The organism is Phaeobacter gallaeciensis (genome assembly GCF_001678945.1).
GTDB lineage: Bacteria > Pseudomonadota > Alphaproteobacteria > Rhodobacterales > Rhodobacteraceae > Phycobacter > Phycobacter gallaeciensis_A.
Genome location: NZ_CP015124.1, coordinates 149,388 through 170,189, shown reverse-complemented (window position 1 = coordinate 170,189; position 20,802 = coordinate 149,388). Strand labels below are relative to the sequence as shown.

Here is a 20,802-nt window from a genome sequence, read left to right as displayed (position 1 = left end):
GCTTAACCTGCCGCCGCAGACAGTCGGGATTCTCCCGGCAAGCAAAAGGACACGGACATGTTTTTCGGCGGTCGCAAAAGCTCTGGACAGAACAAGGGTCACGACAAGGTGGTTCCGATGGACAACTTCCGCAGCCACACGCCCGTGTCGGCGATGCGCCAGGCAGAAGCCTACTGGACAGCCCTGCGTCGGGGCGACGATATTCCCAGCCGCTCGCAGATTGACCCGCGTGGCCTGGAAAACATCCTGTCCCAGACCTTCATTCTTGAACGTGTGGCTCCCGGGATCGCCCGGTTCCGCCTTGCGGGTCAGAAGGTCAACGAAATGGCTGGCATGGAAGTGCGTGGAATGCCGATCACGGCGTTCTTCACCCCCGATGCCCGCAAACAGCTGAGCGCCGCATTGGAGCACATGTTCGAAGCCCCCGCTATCGTTGAGCTGGAGCTGCAAACCGAACCCTCGCGTCTGCGGGGACGACGTGAGGCACGGATGTTGCTGCTGCCGCTGCGCAGTGATCTTGGCGATGTCAGCCGTGCGCTTGGCGTTTTCGTCTCGGAAGGCAACCCGACGGGAACATCGCAGCGGTTCACGGTGTCCTCGATCGAGATGCGGACCATCTCTCAGGGCAGCACCGATGGCGAATTCAAGGCCAAGCCGCGCGAAGAGAAGCAAGATATCAATACGCCGAACCCCGGCTTTGCAGAAACACAGGAGCGGTTCACGACCGAAAAGTCCATTCTGGACGAGGCGCGCGCCCTTGCCGACCGCGGCACCCTGAAGTCCACGCCGGATGCAGAAAAACCGGGTGAAACCGCAGACGGCGGTGCCAGCCAAAAGGCGCCCAAACGTGGATCACATCTGCGCCTGGTGGTCAGCCGCGACTAAGCACAGACATAGCCGGAGCACTCCGGCCGAGATTCCGGTCCAAGGTCATAGCACCGGAAAATACGCCCCGCGGAAGAACTCCCGGGGCGTTCCCTTTTCTGTCAAGCTTCACCGTTTTCAAGTCCGCTATGCCGCTCACAGCAAAAAGCCGCCCCGAATGGAGCGGCTTTTCTTTTGTTATCAGCCCCCTAGGCGCAGTCCCTAAGGTAAGCACCCCTAGCTTCAGCCAGCCTCGGCTGTCGCAGCGGCGCCACCGCGTTGACCGCGCAGGGTGGACAGCTCTTCAGCCACCAGGAACGCCAGTTCCAGCGATTGGCTAGCGTTAAGGCGCGGATCACAGGCCGTATGGTAGCGGTCGCTGAGGTTCTCATCGGTGACAGCCCGTACGCCGCCGGTGCATTCGGTGACATCCTGACCGGTCATCTCGAAATGCACGCCGCCGGGAATGGTGCCCTCGCTGGTGTGAACTGCGAAGAAATCGCGCACCTCGCGCAGAACGCTGTCAAAGGGCCGGGTCTTGTAACCGCTGGTGGACTTGATGGTATTGCCATGCATCGGGTCGCAGACCCATGTGACATTGGCGCCCTCTTCCTTCACCGCTTTGATAAGGCGCGGCAGATGATCCGCAGCCTTCCCGGCGCCGAAGCGGGCGATCAGCGTCAGACGGCCCTCTTCGTTCTCGGGATTCAGCTTGGCCATCAACTCCTTGAGGTCGTCGGCGGTGGTGGTCGGGCCGCACTTCAATCCGATCGGGTTCAGAACACCGCGGCAGAACTCCACATGCGCGCCGTCGGGCTGGCGGGTGCGGTCACCGATCCAGATCATGTGGCCGGAACCGGCCAGCCATTTGCCGGAGGTCGAATCAAGACGGGTCAGCGCCTCTTCATATTCCAGCAGCAGACCTTCGTGGCTGGTGTAGAACTCAACCGTCTGCAGCGTATGCGCGGTGTCGTTGTTGACCCCGGCTGCTTTCATGAAGTCCAGCGTGTCGGTGATCCGGTTCGCCATCTCGCGATAGGTCTCTGCCTTCTCGCTTTCGGTAAAACCGAGCGTCCAGGCGTGGACCTGATTCACATCCGCGTAGCCGCCGGTCGAAAACGCCCGCAGCAGGTTCAGAGTCGCGGCCGCCTGAGTATAGGCCTGCAGCATCCGGTTCGGATCTGGCACCCGCGAGGACTCGTTGAAGGCCAGATCGTTGATGATATCACCGCGGTAGCTGGGCAGCTCAACACCATCCACCACTTCGGTCGGGGCACTGCGCGGTTTGGCGAATTGCCCGGCCATCCGGCCCACCTTCACCACCGGCACTTTGGCGCCGTAGGTCAGAACCATCGCCATTTGCAGCATCACCTTGAAGGTGTCGCGGATTGCATCGGCGCTGAACTGTTCAAAGCTTTCGGCGCAATCGCCACCCTGAAGCAGGAAGGCCTCGCCGCGACCGGCGGCTGCCAGGTGCTGTTTCAGACGCCGTGCTTCGCCCGCAAAAACCAGCGGCGGATACTTGGAAAGCTGCGCCTCGACGGCCGCAAGGGCCGCCGCGTCGGTATAGTCGGGCATCTGAACCCGCGGTTTCTGGCGCCAGGTCGATTTTTGCCACTCACTCATAGCTTTTCTCCGCTCAAGAGGTCTTTGGGTATTTTCGGGCCCCACGTATACAAAACCCCGTGGCCACTGGCCAGTTCAGAATTTGAACATCTTGACCCGGCGGCATTCCTGTGAGCACGGTCAAAGACAGCCAGAACGAGCCCGACTCTCTGCGCATTATCCACAACAGTCAGGGGCCCGCACCATGCAGAACCAACGCAAACGAGTTGAACTTTCCGAATCCGTCGGTCCGACCAAACGGTTCGTTTTTGTATTGCTCGAACGGTTCTCCATGCTTTCCTTTGCCTCAGCCGTTGAATGTTTGCGCATTGCCAATCGGATGAGTGGGCGCGAGCTTTATTCATGGTCGCTGCTCGCAGAAGGCGGAGAGACGGTTACCTGCTCAGCCGGAACCACCTTTCAGCTTGATGGTGACCTCAGCGAACTGCAGCGCGATGACACCATCCTTTTGTGCGCTGGGATCGATGTTCAGGGCGCCACAAGCAAGAAGCTGCTGTCCTGGCTGCGGCGCGAGGCCCGCAAGGGATTGAAGGTGGGAGGGCTGTGTACAGCATCCTACGCACTGGCCAAGGCCGGGCTTCTGGACGGAAAACGCGCAACCATTCACTGGGAAAATGCGGATAGTTTTTCCGAGGAGTTTGAAGAGGTTGAGCTGACAAAGTCGGTGTTCGTCATCGATGGGAACCGGCTGTCTACGGCTGGCGGGACCTCTTCGATTGATTTGATGCTGAAACTCATTGCCAATGACCACGGTGAAGAACTGGCCAATGCGGTGGCCGATCAGCTGATCTATTCGTCGATCCGGACCGATCAGGACACCCAGCGCCTTTCGATCCCGACCCGGATCGGCGTGCGCCATCCGAAACTGTCGATGGTCATCCAGATGATGGAAAGCAATATCGAAGAGCCGATCAGCCCATCGATCCTGGCGCAGGATGTCGGCATGTCGACGCGCCAGCTGGAGCGCCTGTTTCGCCGCTATCTGAACCGCAGCCCCAAGCGGTATTATATGGAGCTCCGTCTGCAGAAGGCGCGTAATCTGCTGATGCAGACCGACATGAGTGTCATCAACGTGGCGCTGGCTTGTGGCTTTGCCTCACCTTCGCATTTTTCGAAATGCTACCGAGCGCATTATGACACCACACCTTATCGTGAACGCGGCAGTAAATCGACACAGGCCGCCCCGCGCTGAGTGCGTCGTTGCACGTGGCCCTGATCGGCCGATCCCGGATCACTCTCACGGAGAGCATTTGGCGGCCAATTTTGGCGACGCAGTCGCGTGATTGTGTTCTTTTCCTTTACGGAGGAACGCTGTAAAGGCACGTCCCAGTCGGGTTTATAGATAAAAACCGTGCCTGATGATGGAGGAATCGGCCCCAAAGCAAGCCGAGTGCGAAGCGAGGTCCAAATGGACTTTCTTTTTTCAAACGCCTTGCCTAGGGTCCAATGTGAACAGATTTGTTCCAACAAGGGAGTTTTCAAATGAAAAAACTACTGCTGGCCACAACGGCCGTTGCACTGACCGCGGGCACCGCATTTGCTGGTGGCCACGCCAAGGAAGTGAAACTGGGCGTTCTGCTTGGCTTTACCGGCCCGATTGAATCGCTGACCGCAGCCATGGGTGCCGGCGCCGAAATGGCAATGGCAGAAGCCACCGCATCCGGCAAACTGCTGGACGGCGCTTCGGTGACCTCTGTACGCGCAGATACCGGCTGCATCGACAACGGTCTGGCTGTTGCCAACGGTGAAAAACTGGTCGCTGAAGGCGTCAACGGCATCATCGGCGGTGACTGCTCGGGCGTGACCGGCGCGATCCTGCAGAACGTTGCGATTCCGAACGGCATGGTGATGATCTCCCCTTCGGCGACCTCGCCCGGGCTGACCACCATGGAAGACAACGACCTGTTCTTCCGCACCTCGCCCTCCGACGCCCGTGAAGGCGAAGTGATGGCCGAGATCCTGCAGGAGCGTGACATCAGCTCGATCGCCCTGACCTATACCAACAACGACTACGGCAAGGGTCTGGCGGACGCGATCAAGACCTCGTTTGAAAAGGTCGGCGGTGAAGTCACCATCGTGGCAGCCCACGAAGACGGCAAAGGCGACTATTCCGCCGAGGTTGCCTCGCTGGCTTCTGCCGGCGGCGACATCCTGGTGGTTGCCGGGTATCTGGACCAAGGCGGCCTGGGCATCATCCAGTCGGCGCTGGACAGCGGCGCCTATGACACCTTCGGTCTGCCCGGTGGCATGATCGGTGACAGCCTGCCCAAGAACGTGGGTTCCGACCTTGATGGCTCCTTTGGCCAGATCGCCGGTTCCGACTCCAAAGGCGCGGAAGTCTTTGCCGAAATGGCCAAGGCGGAAGGCTTTGACGGCACATCGGCCTATGCACCGGAATCCTATGACGCAGCGGCGCTGTTCCTGCTGGCCATGCAGGCTGCAGGCTCCACCGATCCGGCGGAATACGGTCCCAAGATCATGGAAGTTGCGAACGCTCCCGGTGAGCCGATCAACCCCGGTGAACTGGGCAAGGCGCTGGAAATCCTGGCCGCTGGCGGCGACGTCGACTTCCAGGGTGCGACCGGCGTTGAGCTGATCGGCCCCGGTGAGAGCGCAGGCTCCTACCGTGAGATCGAAGTCAAGGACGGTGCAAACACCACCGTGAAATTCCGTTAATCCTGAACAGGATAACGCAAACGAGAGATCAGCCCGGCATCGTCCGGGCTGTTCCAAATTTAAAGACTGCAAAAAAACAAGCAGTTAGGGGATGAAATGACATGATCGTCGTCGAGGACTTGCACAAGCACTTCGGCGGGTTCCACGCGGTTGATGGCGCTTCGCTTGAAATCGCAAAGGGCTCCATAACCGGTTTGATCGGGCCAAATGGCGCGGGAAAAACCACTCTTTTCAACGTGATTGCGGGCGTTCTTGAACCTACCTCCGGGCGGGTCACCATGGATGGTGAGGACATCACCGGCCTGCCCCCACATGAGCTGTTCCATAAGGGATTGCTGCGCACTTTCCAGATCGCGCATGAGTTTTCCTCGATGACCTGCCGCGAGAACCTTATGATGGTCCCGGGCAGCCAGTCGGGTGAGAGCCTGTGGAACACCTGGTTTGGCCGCAAGCGCATCGCCAACGAGGAACGCGCCCTGCGTGCAAAGGCGGACGAGGTGTTGGAGTTTCTGACGATCAGCCATATCGCCGATCTAAAGGCGGGCGAGGTCTCCGGCGGGCAGAAGAAGCTGCTGGAACTGGGCCGCACCATGATGGTGGACGCCAAGATCGTCTTCCTCGACGAGGTCGGCGCCGGCGTGAACCGGACCCTGCTTTACACCATCGCCGATGCGATCAAGCGCCTGAATGAGGAACGCGGCTATACCTTCGTCGTGATCGAACACGACATGGAGTTCATCGGCCGCCTCTGCGATCCGGTGATCTGCATGGCCGAGGGCAAGAAACTTGCCGAAGGTACGTTGGACGAGATCAAGGCCAACGAACAGGTGATCGAAGCTTACCTGGGCACCGGTCTGAAAAACAAAGACAAAATAGGGGCAGACGCATGAGCGGCAACCCGTATCAGGACGATCGTGGCAACAAGGATTCCACGATCACCAACACTCATGGCGCGGGCACGATGCAGCCTGCCCACCGCAAGAGCGGCCCCACCACCAAGGTTGAGGGCGACAGCCCCTTCCTGATCGGCGATTGCATGACCGGCGGATACGGCAAGGGACCGGACATCCTGCATGACTGCACCATCGCCGTGAACCCGGGCGAGATCGCCGTCATCGTTGGCCCCAATGGCGCCGGCAAATCCACCGCGATGAAGGCCGTGTTCGGCATGCTGAACGTGCGTTCTGGCGCGGTGCGTCTGGATGGTGAGGATATCACCCAGCTCTCGCCGCAGGACCGCGTGGTCAAGGGGATGGGGTTCGTGCCCCAGACCAGCAATATCTTCACCTCGATGACGGTGGAGGAAAACCTGGAAATGGGCGCCTTCATCCGTACCGATGATTTCAGTGACACAATGGAGCAGGTCTATCACCTCTTCCCGATCCTGAAGGAAAAACGCAACCAGCCTGCGGGCGAATTGTCGGGCGGTCAGCGTCAGCAGGTGGCCGTAGGCCGCGCGCTGATGACGCAGCCCAAGGTTCTGATGCTGGACGAGCCCACCGCTGGCGTGTCGCCCATCGTCATGGACGAGCTGTTCGACCGCATCATCGAGGTTGCCCGCACCGGGTTGCCGATCCTGATGGTGGAACAGAACGCCAAACAAGCCCTTGAGATCGCGGACAAAGGTTATGTCCTGGTCCAGGGCCGCAACGCCTATACGGGCACCGGTCAGGAACTGCTGGCCGACCCCGAAGTGCGCAAATCTTTCCTGGGGGGCTGAGGCATGGAACTTCTCAACGCCCTTGTGGCATTCACGAACTTCGTTGGCGTGCCCGCCATCGCCTATGGCAGCCAGCTCGCCATTGGCGCGCTGGGGGTGACGCTGGTTTACTCCGTCCTGCGGTTCTCGAACTTTGCACATGGCGATACCATGGCATTCGGCACCATGGTGACGATCCTGTTCACCTGGTGGTTCCAGTCGATGGGCATCAGCTTTGGCCCGCTGCCCACTGCCCTGCTCGCGCTGCCCTTTGGCATCGTGCTGACCATGGGGCTGATGCTGGTCACTGACCGTACCGTCTATCGCTTCTATCGGGAGCAGAAGGCGAAACCCGTGGTCTTCGTCATGGTCTCGCTTGGTGTCATGTTCATGATGAACGGCATCGTCCGCTTCATCATCGGCCCCGGCGACCAGCGGTTCGCCGATGGGGAGCGTTTCATCATCAAGGCACGTGCCTTTAAGAAGATGACCGGTCTAGACGAGGGACTCGCCATCAAGACCAGCCAAGGCATCACCGTGATCACCGCCGTGATCGTCGTGGCGCTGCTGTTCTGGTTCCTCAACAAGACACGAACCGGCAAAAGCATGCGCGCCTATTCCGATAACGAGGATCTGGCGCTGCTGTCGGGCATCAACCCGGAGCGGGTGGTGATGTACACTTGGCTGATCGTGGCAACGCTCGCGACCATTGCCGGGGTTCTTTATGGCCTTGATAAGTCATTCAAACCCTTCACCTATTTCCAATTGCTGCTGCCGATCTTTGCCTCTGCCATCGTCGGTGGTCTGGGCAGCCCGATCGGTGCCATCGCGGGTGGGTTCATCATCGCCTTCTCCGAGGTGACGATCACCTATGCATGGAAGAAGGTCGCAACCTACGTGCTGCCGGAAAGCATGGCGCCTGACGGGCTGATGCAGCTTCTCAGCACGGATTACAAATTCGCGGTTTCCTTCGCGATCCTGATCATCGTCCTGTTGTTCAAACCCACGGGCATCTTCAAAGGAAAATCGGTATGAGCGATACAGTGAAACACACGCTGCTGTTCGTCTTTGTCGGCGTTCTGATCCTGCTGGAAGGCTCTACCACCTTCCTCAACGTCTTCTCCGGCTCGTGGAACTCTGCCCTTGTGATCCTCAACATGGGGCTGATCTCGGCCATCATGGCGCTGGGCGTGAACCTGCAATGGGGTTTTGCCGGTCTCTTCAACGTCGGCATCATGGGCTTTACCGCGCTTGGTGGTCTGGCTGTGGTGCTGGTCTCTACCGCGCCCACACCGGGTGCCTTCACCGCTGGTGGCATGGGCATCCTGATGGCGCTGGTGATGGGCGCGCTGACAGTCGTCGGCGCGGTTGCCGTCTACCGGTTCATGGCGCCGGGCATCGCCCGCACCCTGACCCTGCTGGCAGTGCTGATCGTCGGATTCTTCGTCTACCGCGCGCTGTTTGACCCCTCGGTCGAGGCGGTCGAGGCGATCAACCCCGCGCTGGAAGGCAATATCGGTGGTCTTGGCCTGCCGGTGCTGCTGGCCTGGCCTGCCGGTGGCCTGCTGGCCGCCGGGGCGGCCTGGCTGATTGGTAAGACGGCCCTGGGTCTGCGCTCTGACTATCTGGCGATTGCCACGCTTGGCATTGCGGAAATCATCATCGCGGTCCTGAAGAACGAAGACTGGCTGTCGCGCGGCGTCAAGAACGTCGTCGGCCTGCCCCGTCCGGTGCCTTATGAAGTGGATCTGCAGAACGATCCCGCCTTTGTAGAACGGGCGGCAAGCTGGGGAATGGATGCCGTCGAAGGGTCCACGATCTTCGTGAAGCTGGGGTATTCCGTACTCTTTGCCGTGGTGCTGCTGGTGCTATTGTGGATGGCGCAGATGGCGCTCAAAAGCCCGTGGGGCCGAATGATGCGGGCGATCCGTGACAATGAGGTCGCAGCCGAAGCGATGGGCAAGGACGTCACCCGCCGACACTTGCAGATCTTTGTACTTGGCTCGGCCATCTGCGGCATCGCCGGCGCGATGATGACGACGCTCGACAGTCAGCTTACGCCAGGCACCTATAACCCGCTGCGCTTTACCTTCCTGATCTGGGTGATGGTGATCGTTGGCGGCTCCGGCAACAACTTTGGCGCCGTGCTGGGCGGTATGCTGATCTGGTTCTTCTGGATCAAGGTTGAGCCGATGGGTATCGAGCTGATCAAGCTGGTCACCGCCGGTATGGCGGATGGTAGCTGGCTGAAGGACCACCTGATGGAAAGCGCATCGCACATGCGGCTCTTCACCATGGGGTTGATCCTGCTGCTGGTGCTGAGGTTCAGTCCACGCGGATTGATACCTGAGAAATAAGCCTGAAAACAAAAAGCGCCGCCCCGAAGATCCGGGGCGGCGTCTTCAATTGGAAAAGTCTCTTCTGGCGCACCAGCTGGATTAGCGTCCTTTGAACAGCCCGCCCAGGATCCCGCGCACGATGCGGCGGCCGGTGGTACCTTTCAACTCTTTGATCACTGCTTCGGAGAGGGCCGAACCAAAGGTATCCTTGGGCCTGCCATAGCTACGCGAGGTTGATCGGCTGACGCGGCTGCCCGAATAGCGCCGCGCGGCGTTGAACTCGCGCGCCATCGGCTCTGGCGCCGCTTCGGCCTGCTCCTCGGCCACCTCGGCTTCGGTGGCGGCCTGAGATGCCCGCTGCGCCAGGATTTCATAGGCTGAATGCCGATCCAGCGTCTGGTCGTATTTCCCGGCCATTCCCGACGCTTGCAGGGCGGCCTTGCGCTCCTCATCGGTGATTGGTCCCAGTTGGGACGAGGGCGGCCGGATCAGGGTGCGTTCCACCACGCCGGGCACGCCCTTCTTTTGCAGCATGGATGTCACCGCCTCCCCGACGCCGACCTCGCGAATTGCATCCTCGGTCGAAAAGCGCGGGTTTTCCCGGTAGGTTTCAGCCGCCAGTTTCAGGTTCTTGCGATCCCGCGCGGTAAAGGCGCGCAGGGCGTGCTGGATCCGGTTACCGAGCTGACCAAGGATATCCTCGGGCACATCCGCCGGGTTCTGGGTGATGAAATAGATCCCGACGCCCTTGGACCGGATGAGGCGCGCCACCTGCTCTACCTTGTCGATCAGCGCCTTGGGGGCATCGTCGAACAGCAGGTGCGCCTCATCAAAGAAGAACACCAGCCGTGGTTTGTCGGGATCGCCCACCTCGGGCAGCTCCTCGAAGAGTTCGCTCAGCAGCCACAACAGGAAAGTGGCATAAAGCCCCGGAGCAGCCATCAGCTTGTCCGCGGCCAGAATATTGATCATGCCGCGCCCCTCTGCATCACAGCGCATCAGGTCCGAGAGCTCCAGCGCCGGTTCGCCAAAGAACTGCCCACCGCCCTGATTTTCCAGTACCAGCAATCGCCGCTGAATGGCGCCGATTGAGGCGGTCGAGACATTGCCATAGCGCAAGGACAGATCGGCCCGGTTCTCCCCCGTCCAGACCAGCAGCGCCTGAAGGTCCTTCAGATCCAGCAGCGGCAGGCCTTCTTCATCCGCCAGACGAAAGGCGATGTTCAGGATACCTTCCTGTGCTTCGCTGAGCTCCAGCAGGCGCGATAGCAGCAAGGGTCCCATTTCGGCGACCGTGGTGCGGACCGGGTGGCCCTGCTGGCCATAAAGGTCCCAGAAGGTCACCGGGCAGGCGTGATAGTGATAGGTGTCAAATCCGATGGTCTGCGCCCGGCTGGTAAAGGCCTCGTGCAGTTTGTGGCTCACCGTTCCGCTATTGGCGAGGCCCGAAAGGTCGCCTTTGACATCCGCAAGGATGACGGGAACGCCTGCGTTGGAAAAACTCTCGGCCAGGATCTGCAGCGTCACGGTCTTGCCAGTGCCAGTGGCGCCCGCGATCAGCCCGTGTCGGTTGGCGTATTTCAGGGCCATCTCCTGCGGGATGCCATAACCCTCGCCGCCGCCGCCCAGGAAGATCTTGTCGCTCATGCCTGTTTCCTACTCGCCTGCGTTCGAGGATGCGGTGGCTGCGAACCCCGATGTTCCGGCCCCGCTGATCGTCATCCGAACGCCCACACAGTTAATTAACCTTTATACTGAATACTTAGAACTGCCCGCCCACGCAAATACGGATGTGAGGGCGGTCATTTCCTCCCTGTCAGACTGGCCGTGCCACCGAGCACGGCCTTTTTTTGTGCACCGACAGGTGATGGATACCCTCAAAATCATGGTTAAAAGTTCGTAAATCGGTCAAACCCCTTTCAGGGGTACCTTGCTGTAATTTTTTTGTCATTCCATGTTGACCACAGGCCGGGGCTTTCGTAACGTCCCTACCAATAACTAAGTCGGCCAGTCCGACGGGGAGAAAAAAACAAAAGGGAACCCGTTAGGTTCCCTTTTTTCTTTGTTTCCAAAATCTTCGCTCTGATCATCCTGCCGTGCATTTCCCCGCCGATAGGCCGATAATGACCTGACACCACATGTGCATCGTGCTAGATCCCGTATCGGACGTCCTGACATAAAAGAGGCACTCATGATCAAGTCCCTGACACCGATCGCCCTGGCCGCGATGATCGCAACAACTGCGCCTTTGCATGCGCAGGAAACGCAGAATTCGGGTGGCGAGGCTGTTGCTCCCTCTGCGGATCAAATGCTGGACCTGGGGCAGCCCGTCGATGACGGCACTCCGGCGATTGGGGATCGCTATGCAAAAGAAACCCACGGCGACTGGGATCTGGCTTGCATCAAGACCGAAACAGAAACCGACCCCTGTTCGCTGTTGCAGATCCTGACTGCGCCTGATGGCAACCCGATGGCCGAGGTTTCGCTGTTCCGCATCGATCAGACAGGCGGACAGGCTGTTGCTGGAGCAACCGTAATCGTACCGCTGGAAACGCTGCTGCCTGCGGCCCTGACCATTTCGGTCGATGGCGCCCCGAGCAAGCGCTACAACTATTCCTTCTGCAACCCACTGGGCTGCGTGGCGCAGATCGGCTTTACCCAAGGCGACATCGATGCATTCAAGAAGGGTACCGAAGCCACCCTGTCCCTGCGCCCTGCCCCGGCGCCGGATCAGCTGATCGAACTGAAAATGTCGCTGAAAGGGTTCACCGCCGGCTACAATGTCGTCGACGTGGTCTCCCAATAAGATGAGAACTCACGCTCCCGCCACCAGGCGGGCGTGATCAGACAACGATAAAAGCCACCGCAGCGACTGCTGACGGTGGCTTTTCTTTTCGAGCAGCGCTCCGTTCAGATCTTTTTCAGCGCCAGAACCGCGTTCAGCCCGCCAAAGGCAAAGGCGTTGCTCAGCGCCACATCTACCTTTGCCTCACGCGCCTCATTGGGCACCACATCCAGAGCGCATTCCGGGTCTGGTTCCTCATAGCCGATGGTGGGGGCAATCACCCCATCGCGCACGGCCATGATACAGGCCAACAGCTCCACCGCACCGGTGCCGCCGATCAGGTGACCATGCATGGATTTCGTCGAGGAGATCATCAGCCGGTCCGCGTGCGGACCAAAGACATCCGCCACCGCGGCGCATTCGGTTTTGTCATTCGCTGCAGTGCCGGTCCCATGGGCATTGATATAGCCAACGCTTTCAGGCGCCACTCCGGCATCCTGCAGGGCGCCAGCGATTGCGCGGGCCGCGCCCTGTTTGCTCGGCATGACGATATCCGCCGCGTCCGAGGACATGGCGTAGCCCACTACCTCGCAGAGGATCTCCGCACCGCGGGCGCGGGCGTGTTCGTAGTCTTCAAAGACAAACACGCCGGCACCTTCACCCTGCACCATGCCGTTGCGGTTGGCACTGAACGGGCGGCAGGCATCGCGGGACATGACCCGCAACCCTTCCCAGGCCTTGACCCCGCCAAAGCACAGCATCGATTCCGATCCGCCCGTGACCATCGCAGGCGCCATGCCGCTGCGCACCAACTGAAACGCCTGGGCCATCGCATGATTGGAGGAGGCGCAGGCGGTGGAAACGGTGAAACTCGGCCCTTTGAGGTTGAATTCCATTGACACATGGCTGGCGGCTGCGTTGTTCATCAGCTTCGGCACCACGAAGGGATGGACGCGGTTCTTACCGTCCTCATAGACCGAGCGGTAATTGTCATCCCAGGTTGATACGCCGCCACCGGCGGTGCCCAGAACCACACCGGATTTCGCGGAGAGATCGCCGTGGAATTCGATTCCGGACTGGGCAATCGCCTCTTTGGCGGCGGTCAGAGTGAACTGGGTGAACCGGTCATAAAGGCTCATCTGTTGCCGGTTAAAGCGGCCCTCGGCCTCAAAGCCCCTGACCTGGCCACCGATCTGAATCGACAGACGCTCCACATCGCGAAACTCCAGCGCGCCGATGCCACAGCGCCCCTCGCGCATTGCCTCCATGGTGGCGGATACAGAATGGCCAAGAGCGTTGATGGTGCCGGCGCCGGTGATTACTACGCGTCTCATTCAGATCATCCTTGACCCCGAGGCAGGCCTCACTGCTTTGCAGCCGTCAGCTTTTCGATGCCCGCGATGATCGCCGCGACATTGGTAATGTCGAAATCACTCTCTTCCGGCGCATTGGCATTGAACGGAATGGTGATGTCGAACTCTTCCTCGATAGCAAAGATGCTCTCCACGAGGCCGAGACTATCGATACCCAGATCCTCAAGCGTGCTGTCGAGTGTCACATCCGACGGTTCCAGCACTGCCTGCTCTGCGATGATTTCGATTACCTTGTCCTTGATGCTCATACCGGGTCCTTGATCCTTAAGGCTGGCGCAGATGTAATCTCTGTGCCGCTATTTTAAAACTGCCTTTTTCAGCGCTTCGATATCGCGCATCAGTCGGGGCAGCCTGCGTTGTGCCTTATAGACTTCGGTATGTGTCTCCATTTTGACAGCGGGATAGCCCATCATTACACGGCCTGCGGGCACGTTCGAAAGGATCTTTGTGCCGCCGCCGGCAATCACTCCGTCACCGATAAAGATATTATCGACCACGCCGCATTGCCCGCCAAGAACCACGTTGTTGCCGATATCAACCGAGCCGGAGGTGCCGGTCTGTCCGCAAAGGAGGCAATCACGCCCAACCCGGGTGTTGTGGCCAACGTGTACAAGGTTGTCGAGCTTTGTGCCGTCGCCGATCACCGTGTCGCGGATGGTGCCGTTGTCGACGGTGCAATTGGCGCCCACTTCTACATCGTCGCCGATGGTGACCGAACCGAGGGAATGAATGCGCAGCCAGCTTTGGGGTTTGGCATCGCCCTGATCACCCAGCGTCTTGCGCACGGTTTCCGCGCCTGACACCTCAGGTGTTACATAGGAAAACCCATCGCCACCGATGCGCGCGCCGGGCTGGGCCCGGAACCGCTCCCCAATGGTGACGCGGGCGCCGATGGAGACCATCTCGCGCAGTTGTGCGCCGTTCCCCATCGTGACATCCACGCCGATATGGCACTGCGGACCGATGATGGAATTGTCTCCGATTTTCGCCCTCGCACCAATCACACAGAAGGGGCCGACGCTGACACCCTCTCCCAGCTCCGCGCTGGGATCAATGACGGCTGAGGGGTGAATGCCGGAGCCAAAGCCCTGGCCCGGATCCATCATACTGGTGAGACCGGCCATGGCCATACGCGGCCGGGCTGCGAAAATAGCCGCCTTCAGGCCCATGGACTGCCAGTCGGCACCTTCCCAGAGCATGGCAACCTGGGCTGCGCCCTCGGCCAGCGCCTCGGCATATTTCGGGGAGGTTGCAAGCGCCAGATCGCCGGGACCTGCGTCTTGCGGTTCGGCCGTACGCGCCACTTCGATAGAAACATCGCCTTCGCAGGCAGCACCTAATGCATCAGCAATCTGACGGACAGTATACATATGGGGCCCTTCCTCACGTCTGTTGAAGACGGGCCCCGGAGATCAGCCCTGCACGCCCGGCAAGGCGACCCCTGCCCGCTGCAAGGCGTCCCATACCTTGGCGTCGCGTCCATAGACATCCCGCCGGAACTCGGCCCGTCCTTTGCCCGAGACATAAGCCGTCCGGTAGATAATGTGAACAGGCACCTTCTGTTCCAGCTCCACTTTGGTTTCTTTTCCGGAGCTTAGGATCCGCTGAAAGAATGCCTTGGGATCTTCGGTCTGCCGCGCCAGCAGCGCATAGGCAAACTCAAAGGGCTGCGCCAGGCGGATACAGCCGTGGGAGAAGGCCCGGACTTCGCGGCTGAACAGGCTCTTTTGCGGCGTGTCGTGCAGGTAGATGTTGTATTTGTTCGGGAACATGAACTTCACCAGCCCCAGCGCATTGCTGCGGCTCGGCGGCTGGCGCATCGAGTATGGAAAGTTGCTTCTGGTGTACTGAGAGAAGTCCGCTGAGTTGCGGTCGACGACACGGCCCTGACGATCGGTAATCAGAATGTGACGGACTGCATTAGGGTTGTTGCGCAGTTTCGGCAGGTATTCCTTGGTAATGATCGAGCGCGGCACGTGCCAGCTCGGGTTGATGATCATGTGTTCCATGACATCCGAGAATTCCGGCGACCTGCGGTCGTGCTGGTTCTTGCCGATCACGGACCGGGTTTCAAAGGTCACGTCGCCACGGTCGACAATCTTGGCCGTGAAATCAGTTTGGTTCACCAGGATATGACGCTCACCGCGTTCGGGTGACAGCCAGCGCTCCCGCTCCATCGCCACCACCACGGATTTCAGCCGTTCGGTAACCGGCTTGTTGAGCTCGGCAATGGTGCCGTCCCCGGCAACGCCGTCGACCTCCAGCCCGTGGTCCGACTGGAACTTCTGCACCGCCTGTTCCACCTCCATGTCAAACGCGGCGGTGGCGCTGCGGGGCAGATATCCCATTGTTACCAGCCGGTCGCGCAGCGCGATTACAGCAGGTCCGGTGTCACCCGGCTCAAGCTTGCCCTTCGGAACCGTGGTGCCCCAGCCGCCTTTGGCGACCAGCTGCTCAAGACGGAATTTCTCCCGCAGCAAGGCGCGGTATTGCGGCGAGGCGGGCACCAGCGAGCGCATATAGGCCATCGGCTGATTGTCCCGGATGCCTTCCAGATAGGTCACCGGATCGGTGGTATGTTTCTTGCGAACGATCCCGTCGTCGATCGAGCCGGGATCAAGAAGGCCGGTCTGCAGGTCCGTGGCATAATTCACGTAAGCCGTGCTCAGCGCCGCTTCGATCTGCCCCAAATCGCGGGCCGACCGTGCATTGCGCATCTGCTCCATCAGCGACGCCGCCAGGGCAGACTGGTCCGGCAACCCGTGGGCCGAGGCCTCTTCCAGCGCCCGCAGTAGCGCGGCCCGGCGCTGCATCGATTCTTCGCCCGGCGCCGTCCAAATCGGGGTGTAAGCGGATTCGCGGTAGAATTTGGCAACTGCGCCTTCGCCCGCTGCGAATTCAGCAACCGATTGCTTGAAGGCCGTGACCTGAGCCGAGGCACCACTGGGTGCAAAGGCGACTGTGGCACCGAATAGGGCCAGAGCGAAAACGCCGGACCGGACCTGCGGCAGAACGCTGCTATAAAGTGCTGTTTTCATTGACGCGCGACCCCCTGATGACGATGCCATTAAATCTTCCCTCTACTACATGAATCTTTAGTAAAAAGAAGCAAGGCGCAGCCCCCATTTACACATCGTAAACCAATAGTTGAGAGCCTATTTTCGGCGGTTCTCGAACTTGTGACCAGTGATTTTGGTGCTTTTTGATGGGAAAATCTTAACGGAACGTCCCCTTTTGCGCAAAAAATTGCCGAAAATCCGAAGAAAACAGGGATGAGACCAATCGAAACTTGGATCGTGATTCCCCCTGTGTCATAGAAGTCACGTGCCGGGAAATACGGCAGGCCCGTAACATCGGGCATCGGCAGGACACACAAATCGTTCGGGATGGTGCGGTAAACATGGCAGAAACATCGAACTCGGGGCTCACCCGTCGGGCCCTTCTGGGTGCATTTGCGGCAACAGCAGTAACCGCAGCCCCAACATTCTCCAATGCAGCAGGCTTTTTGCGTGGTGGCGGCGATATCCGCCGCATCCGCATGTACTCGGGCCGCACCGGTGAACGGCTGGACATGGTCTATTGGATCGAAGGCAAGTACATCAAAGACGCAGTGCGCGAGATCAATCACTTCATGCGCGACTGGCGCACCGACGACGTAAAAGAGATCGACCTGCGCACAATCGATATCATGGCCGCCTCCCATAACCTGCTGGAAGTAAACGAACCGTATATGATGCTTTCGGGATATCGCAGCCCGAAGACCAACGCCATGCTGCGCAGCCGTTCGCGTGGCGTCGCCAAGAACTCTCTTCACATGCGCGGACAGGCCGCAGACCTGCGCCTTGCGTCTCGCTCTGTTACGCAAATGGCGAAAGCGGCCAAGGCTTGCCGTGCCGGCGGTGTTGGCACCTATTATCGCTCCAACTTTGTTCACATGGACTGCGGCGTCGTCCGTGACTGGCGCGGCTGATACGGAAACCCGACCAGGCGTTCTACGGAAGCCCGGTCCGCAGGTCGTCATCCAGGCGTTCTGCATTACACCAATACGAACCACTAATGTCCGGTGTGCCCCGATGGGTGCGCCGGATTTTTGCTTCTGCTGCAGCTGGAATTGGCGTCGAATTTACAATACAGCCCAAATCCGAATTGGTCCGGACGCTGGTTCGGGAGATTAGTTCGGGGAGAAATGGCGCACCTGATAGGATTCGAACCTATGGCCTCTGCCTTCGGAGGGCAGCGCTCTATCCAGCTGAGCTACAGGTGCCTGATGTGGAGCCGTATACCTGCCGTTCCATGACGCTGCAATGGCAAAATTGCCTCTGGATTCTTTTGTTTGCGGACCGCCAGCCCTGTGCCGGGAGTACTGCGGTCCCGCTCGGCGCTGGATTTGCAAAATCCGCCATCCACAGCGAAATCAACTTGAAGCGCCCACGGCGCGGTGCTACCCAAATCCCACTGCGGGTGTAGCTCAATGGTAGAGCATTTGCTTCCCAAGCAAGTGACGAGGGTTCGATTCCCTTCACCCGCTCCAAATCTCCCTTCCCATTTTGAATGCCACCGCCTCGCGACGCTTGGACTCATGTTTTCGCGGCTGTCGCGGTCAAGACGATGTGCCGGAGGGTTTTTGTTGAAACTTCAAATACCGCGCCTTAGTCCAACGGGATGAAACTCCTTTACCTTACCCCGCTCGATGCAGAGACTCAGTTGGCTCAGGGGATCGACCACCCCTGCCCCGTTGCCATTGCCGATAAGGTTCGCTTTTCCGAACTCGACCTTTTGAACCACGTGAACAACAAGGCCTACCTGGGCTGGTTCGAATCCACCCGCGTCACCTATTTCGATACACATTGCGCCAGGCATTTCTCCGGCGGGCCGATGCCGCGCACGGTGATGCGTAACTCCAACGTGCACTACCTCAAGGAAATGCTGCTTGGCGAAAGCTACATCTCCACCGCCCGGGTGCTGTCCTTCCGCAACACGTCATATGTGATGGAGCAGCAGATCTGGTCTGGCGACCTGCGCACCCGGCTGGAAGCCGTGATGGTTCTGCGTACCGCCGATGGCAGCGCGGGACAGCCGATTCCGGACAGTTTGAAACAGCAATTTCTGGACCTCGATGGCGCCACCGACCTCAGCCAATAAGGCTGAGGCTTAAGGTGCCCAATGCACTTGAGTGCCTGACAAAATGGCCTGAACCGGGGCTTCTTCGGGCGGCAGCGATATCGCCCGATCCAGCGCCTTGCGTTTGGCCTCACCAAAGATCACCAGATGTTTCGCCATCGCTCCGTTTAACACCGGCGCTGTCAGACTGATGCGGCCTTCCGGCTGGCTGTCCGGGCGCATCACTGCCAAAGTCGGCGCCGAGCCGGCCAGCGCTGCCTCAAGCCCCTTCACCCCCGGAAACAAGGAGGCCGTGTGCATGTCTTCGCCCATCCCCAGAAGCGCCACTGAAATCGGCAATTCCGGGGAAACTAGGGATTCGACCTCGGCCAACACATCTTCGGGGGCGCGGTCGGGCACGTAGAACGGCAGAAAACGCGCGGCGGCGGCGGGGCCTGTCATCAGCCGCTCGCGGATCATTCGCGCATTGGAGCGGTCACTGTCGGAGGGCACCCAGCGTTCATCCGTCGCCATCACCCGGACCCGTTCCCAATCGATTGAAGCTGCGCAGAGATCATCAAAGATAGGCGCGGGCGTGCTGCCGCCTGCCACCGCAAGCGAGGCGGTGTCGTGATGTAGAAGATGTGTTTCCAGATCCCCGGCAATGCGCTGCGCAACCTCTATCGCCAGCATTTCCTGATCTGGATATTCATTGAATTTCATGGGTTTATTCCTCTCCATTCACGTCCATCACGGCGCATCAGCAAGTCCGCATCGCCGGGCCCGGTGCTGCCCATATCATAGGGTTTTGGTACATCCCCGCGCGCCTGCCAGCCCGCGATGATCGGATCGGTCCAAGCCCAGGCGGCGGCCACCTCGTCCCCGCGCATGAACAACGTCTGGTTACCCCGGATCATATCGGTGATCAGACGCTCGTATGCGTCCGGGGGATTTTTGCCATCCGCCCCGAGGGCCGTTGCAAAACTCATATCCAGCGGAACGTCAACCAGACGCATGCCGCCCGGACCCGGCTCCTTGATGGTCACGCTCAGCGTGATGCCTTCGTTGGGTTGCAAGCGGATCTTGAGATGGTTGGCGTGACGGCCGGCCTCCTCGCCGAATATCGAGTGCGGCGCGTCCTTGAACAGCACGTTGATCACCGAAGACCGTGCCACCAGCCGTTTCCCGGTGCGAAGGTAAAACGGTGTGCCCGCCCATCGCCAATTGCTTATATGGGTCTTGAGCGCGATATAGCTTTCGGTGCTGGAGCGCGGGTTTCCGACGGTTTCCCGGTAGGTTAGGTCGGGTCCTTTACCCCCGGCAGCCGCGTTATACTGCCCCCGGACGATGTGGTAAGGCTCCACCGGATCCAGCGCCCGGATCACTTTCACCTTTTCATCGCGCACCGCATCGGGGTCAAATTTTGCCGGCGGTTCCATCGCGATCAGGCAAAGAAGCTGCATCAGGTGGTTCTGCATCATGTCGCGCATTGCGCCGGCACGGTCGTAATACTCCTCACGCCCCGCGACCCCGACGGTTTCCGCAACCGTGATCTGGATATGATCGACGTATTGGCTGTTCCATAGGGGTTCGAACAGCATATTGCCGAACCGGATCGCCATCAGGTTCTGCACCGTTTCCTTGCCCAGATAATGATCGATCCGGTAAATCTGGTTCTCGGTGAAATGCGCGGCCAGTGTCGCGTTCAGCGCCTTGGCAGACTGCAGATCGTGTCCAAAGGGTTTTTCCACCACGATCCGGCTGTCTTCATCCGACAATCCGTGCCGGTGCAGACGTTCGGCCAGCGGTCCGAACAGGCCCGGCCCCACCGAGAAGTAGAAGACTCGGATCGGCCGTGGCTCAACTTCGGCCAGTTGCGCGGCCAGCGGCTCCCAACCGCGATCCTCGCGGGCGTCCAGCGACACATAAGTGACACGGCGCAGAAACTCCGGGATTCCCGCAGCCCCCGGCCCGTGTTCATTCAGCGTTGCCTTAACCCCCTCCGCCACCATCTGCCGGTAGTCTTCGGTGCTGATATCGGCCCGGGCGGCGCCGATGATGCGGACTTCCTCGGGGAAATGGCCACCACAAAACCGCCGGTAAAGCGCCGGCAGGATTTTGCGCTGCGCCAGATCACCTGTACCGCCAAAGATCACCAGATCGAAGGGATCGACCGGTATCACGCGTGGAGCCATTGTTCATTCCATTTCGCTGTGACCGGATGCCCAAGGCAGAGGCGAAATCACTTCACATCCCTGTCAGGCGGCCTCCGGCGGCTTTCACTTTGGGGGCAGTATAGGGTAGCCTTGTCGGAAAGGAACGGCCCATGAGGACATCCCC

The 20,802-nt window shown here is 59.7% G+C and carries 18 protein-coding genes and 2 tRNA genes; 11 read left to right on the top strand and 9 right to left on the bottom strand.

What is annotated here, in order from left to right; all coding sequences use genetic code 11:
- The first annotated feature begins 57 nt into the window (after positions 1 to 57).
- Positions 58 to 885: a PAS domain-containing protein gene (locus tag JL2886_RS00785; RefSeq protein ID WP_065270273.1), complete on the top strand. Its 828-nt coding sequence runs from the start codon at positions 58 to 60 to the stop codon at positions 883 to 885.
- Positions 886 to 1,107: 222 nt separating this feature from the next.
- Here JL2886_RS00785 and JL2886_RS00780 read toward each other — a convergent pair whose 3' ends face one another.
- Complete coding sequence (locus JL2886_RS00780; protein WP_065270272.1) at positions 1,108 to 2,490, bottom strand: class II 3-deoxy-7-phosphoheptulonate synthase; 1,383 nt, start codon at positions 2,488 to 2,490, stop codon at positions 1,108 to 1,110.
- Positions 2,491 to 2,674: 184 nt separating this feature from the next.
- Here JL2886_RS00780 and JL2886_RS00775 point away from each other — a divergent pair, with 184 nt between their 5' ends.
- The 6 genes from JL2886_RS00775 to JL2886_RS00750 all read left to right on the top strand — a co-directional run bounded on the left by JL2886_RS00775 (position 2,675) and on the right by JL2886_RS00750 (position 9,222).
- Complete coding sequence (locus tag JL2886_RS00775) at positions 2,675 to 3,682, top strand: GlxA family transcriptional regulator (RefSeq protein WP_065270271.1); 1,008 nt, start codon at positions 2,675 to 2,677, stop codon at positions 3,680 to 3,682.
- Between the two features lie 290 nt (positions 3,683 to 3,972).
- Positions 3,973 to 5,166 (top strand): ABC transporter substrate-binding protein, encoded by a 1,194-nt coding sequence (locus tag JL2886_RS00770; protein ID WP_065270270.1) that lies wholly within the window; start codon positions 3,973 to 3,975, stop codon positions 5,164 to 5,166.
- Positions 5,167 to 5,267: 101 nt separating this feature from the next.
- Positions 5,268 to 6,056, top strand: coding sequence for an ABC transporter ATP-binding protein (locus tag JL2886_RS00765; RefSeq protein ID WP_065270269.1), 789 nt, complete (start codon positions 5,268 to 5,270; stop codon positions 6,054 to 6,056).
- On the top strand, positions 6,053 to 6,886 hold the full coding sequence (locus tag JL2886_RS00760) for an ABC transporter ATP-binding protein (protein WP_082995958.1): 834 nt from the start codon (positions 6,053 to 6,055) through the stop codon (positions 6,884 to 6,886). The genes JL2886_RS00765 and JL2886_RS00760 overlap by 4 nt, the downstream gene beginning before the upstream one ends.
- 3 nt (positions 6,887 to 6,889) lie before the next feature.
- The gene (locus JL2886_RS00755) at positions 6,890 to 7,900 is read left to right on the top strand and encodes a branched-chain amino acid ABC transporter permease (protein WP_065270268.1); all 1,011 of its coding nucleotides are present in this window, start codon (positions 6,890 to 6,892) and stop codon (positions 7,898 to 7,900) included.
- The gene (locus JL2886_RS00750; protein ID WP_065270267.1) at positions 7,897 to 9,222 is read left to right on the top strand and encodes a branched-chain amino acid ABC transporter permease; all 1,326 of its coding nucleotides are present in this window, start codon (positions 7,897 to 7,899) and stop codon (positions 9,220 to 9,222) included. The genes JL2886_RS00755 and JL2886_RS00750 overlap by 4 nt, the downstream gene beginning before the upstream one ends.
- 81 nt (positions 9,223 to 9,303) lie before the next feature.
- Here JL2886_RS00750 and JL2886_RS00745 read toward each other — a convergent pair whose 3' ends face one another.
- Entirely contained in the window at positions 9,304 to 10,851 is a 1,548-nt protein-coding gene (locus tag JL2886_RS00745; protein WP_065270266.1) for a helicase HerA-like domain-containing protein, read from the bottom strand.
- 544 nt (positions 10,852 to 11,395) lie between these two features.
- Between JL2886_RS00745 and JL2886_RS00740 the strand changes: the two genes are divergently transcribed.
- Positions 11,396 to 12,010 (top strand): invasion associated locus B family protein, encoded by a 615-nt coding sequence (locus tag JL2886_RS00740; RefSeq protein WP_065270265.1) that lies wholly within the window; start codon positions 11,396 to 11,398, stop codon positions 12,008 to 12,010.
- 104 nt (positions 12,011 to 12,114) lie between these two features.
- Here JL2886_RS00740 and JL2886_RS00735 read toward each other — a convergent pair whose 3' ends face one another.
- The 4 genes from JL2886_RS00735 to JL2886_RS00720 are packed head-to-tail and all read right to left on the bottom strand — an operon-like array spanning position 12,115 to position 16,400.
- Entirely contained in the window at positions 12,115 to 13,323 is a 1,209-nt protein-coding gene (locus JL2886_RS00735; RefSeq protein ID WP_065270264.1) for a beta-ketoacyl-[acyl-carrier-protein] synthase family protein, read from the bottom strand.
- Positions 13,324 to 13,352: 29 nt separating this feature from the next.
- Entirely contained in the window at positions 13,353 to 13,610 is a 258-nt protein-coding gene (locus JL2886_RS00730; protein WP_065270263.1) for an acyl carrier protein, read from the bottom strand.
- A 48-nt stretch (positions 13,611 to 13,658) separates the two neighbouring features.
- On the bottom strand, positions 13,659 to 14,732 hold the full coding sequence (lpxD, locus tag JL2886_RS00725; protein ID WP_065270262.1) for a UDP-3-O-(3-hydroxymyristoyl)glucosamine N-acyltransferase: 1,074 nt from the start codon (positions 14,730 to 14,732) through the stop codon (positions 13,659 to 13,661).
- 42 nt (positions 14,733 to 14,774) lie between these two features.
- A complete protein-coding gene (locus tag JL2886_RS00720; protein ID WP_065270261.1) occupies positions 14,775 to 16,400 on the bottom strand; it encodes a L,D-transpeptidase family protein in 1,626 nt (541 codons plus the stop codon).
- A gap of 362 nt (positions 16,401 to 16,762) precedes the next feature.
- On the opposite strand from JL2886_RS00720, the gene JL2886_RS00715 reads away from it, so the two are divergent.
- On the top strand, positions 16,763 to 17,332 hold the full coding sequence (locus JL2886_RS00715) for a YcbK family protein (protein ID WP_065270260.1): 570 nt from the start codon (positions 16,763 to 16,765) through the stop codon (positions 17,330 to 17,332).
- A 217-nt stretch (positions 17,333 to 17,549) separates the two neighbouring features.
- On the opposite strand, the gene JL2886_RS00710 is transcribed toward JL2886_RS00715, so the two are convergent.
- Positions 17,550 to 17,626, bottom strand: a tRNA-Arg gene (locus tag JL2886_RS00710).
- A gap of 193 nt (positions 17,627 to 17,819) precedes the next feature.
- Here JL2886_RS00710 and JL2886_RS00705 point away from each other — a divergent pair.
- Together JL2886_RS00705 and JL2886_RS00700 are read left to right on the top strand one after the other, a co-directional pair.
- Positions 17,820 to 17,893, top strand: a tRNA-Gly gene (locus tag JL2886_RS00705).
- A 131-nt stretch (positions 17,894 to 18,024) separates the two neighbouring features.
- On the top strand, positions 18,025 to 18,504 hold the full coding sequence (locus tag JL2886_RS00700; protein ID WP_065270259.1) for an acyl-CoA thioesterase: 480 nt from the start codon (positions 18,025 to 18,027) through the stop codon (positions 18,502 to 18,504).
- Between the two features lie 9 nt (positions 18,505 to 18,513).
- On the opposite strand, the gene pgl is transcribed toward JL2886_RS00700, so the two are convergent.
- Positions 18,514 to 19,185, bottom strand: a complete 672-nt coding sequence (gene pgl, locus JL2886_RS00695) for a 6-phosphogluconolactonase (RefSeq protein WP_065270258.1) — start codon at positions 19,183 to 19,185, stop codon at positions 18,514 to 18,516.
- Entirely contained in the window at positions 19,182 to 20,657 is a 1,476-nt protein-coding gene (gene zwf, locus JL2886_RS00690) for a glucose-6-phosphate dehydrogenase (protein ID WP_065270257.1), read from the bottom strand. The genes pgl and zwf overlap by 4 nt, the downstream gene beginning before the upstream one ends.
- Positions 20,658 to 20,802: the final 145 nt, after the last annotated feature.

Coding starts and splice junctions, on each gene's coding strand:
- JL2886_RS00760 (WP_082995958.1), top strand. CDS start 6,053: ATGAGCGGCAACCCGTATCAGGACGATCGTGGCAACAAGGATTCCACG.
- pgl (WP_065270258.1), bottom strand. CDS start 19,185: ATGAAATTCAATGAATATCCAGATCAGGAAATGCTGGCGATAGAGGTT.
- JL2886_RS00700 (WP_065270259.1), top strand. CDS start 18,025: ATGAAACTCCTTTACCTTACCCCGCTCGATGCAGAGACTCAGTTGGCT.
- JL2886_RS00770 (WP_065270270.1), top strand. CDS start 3,973: ATGAAAAAACTACTGCTGGCCACAACGGCCGTTGCACTGACCGCGGGC.
- JL2886_RS00750 (WP_065270267.1), top strand. CDS start 7,897: ATGAGCGATACAGTGAAACACACGCTGCTGTTCGTCTTTGTCGGCGTT.
- JL2886_RS00735 (WP_065270264.1), bottom strand. CDS start 13,323: ATGAGACGCGTAGTAATCACCGGCGCCGGCACCATCAACGCTCTTGGC.
- JL2886_RS00745 (WP_065270266.1), bottom strand. CDS start 10,851: ATGAGCGACAAGATCTTCCTGGGCGGCGGCGGCGAGGGTTATGGCATC.
- JL2886_RS00780 (WP_065270272.1), bottom strand. CDS start 2,490: ATGAGTGAGTGGCAAAAATCGACCTGGCGCCAGAAACCGCGGGTTCAG.
- lpxD (WP_065270262.1), bottom strand. CDS start 14,732: ATGTATACTGTCCGTCAGATTGCTGATGCATTAGGTGCTGCCTGCGAA.
- JL2886_RS00785 (WP_065270273.1), top strand. CDS start 58: ATGTTTTTCGGCGGTCGCAAAAGCTCTGGACAGAACAAGGGTCACGAC.
- JL2886_RS00715 (WP_065270260.1), top strand. CDS start 16,763: ATGGCAGAAACATCGAACTCGGGGCTCACCCGTCGGGCCCTTCTGGGT.
- JL2886_RS00755 (WP_065270268.1), top strand. CDS start 6,890: ATGGAACTTCTCAACGCCCTTGTGGCATTCACGAACTTCGTTGGCGTG.
- JL2886_RS00740 (WP_065270265.1), top strand. CDS start 11,396: ATGATCAAGTCCCTGACACCGATCGCCCTGGCCGCGATGATCGCAACA.
- JL2886_RS00720 (WP_065270261.1), bottom strand. CDS start 16,400: ATGAAAACAGCACTTTATAGCAGCGTTCTGCCGCAGGTCCGGTCCGGC.
- zwf (WP_065270257.1), bottom strand. CDS start 20,657: ATGGCTCCACGCGTGATACCGGTCGATCCCTTCGATCTGGTGATCTTT.
- JL2886_RS00775 (WP_065270271.1), top strand. CDS start 2,675: ATGCAGAACCAACGCAAACGAGTTGAACTTTCCGAATCCGTCGGTCCG.
- JL2886_RS00765 (WP_065270269.1), top strand. CDS start 5,268: ATGATCGTCGTCGAGGACTTGCACAAGCACTTCGGCGGGTTCCACGCG.
- JL2886_RS00730 (WP_065270263.1), bottom strand. CDS start 13,610: ATGAGCATCAAGGACAAGGTAATCGAAATCATCGCAGAGCAGGCAGTG.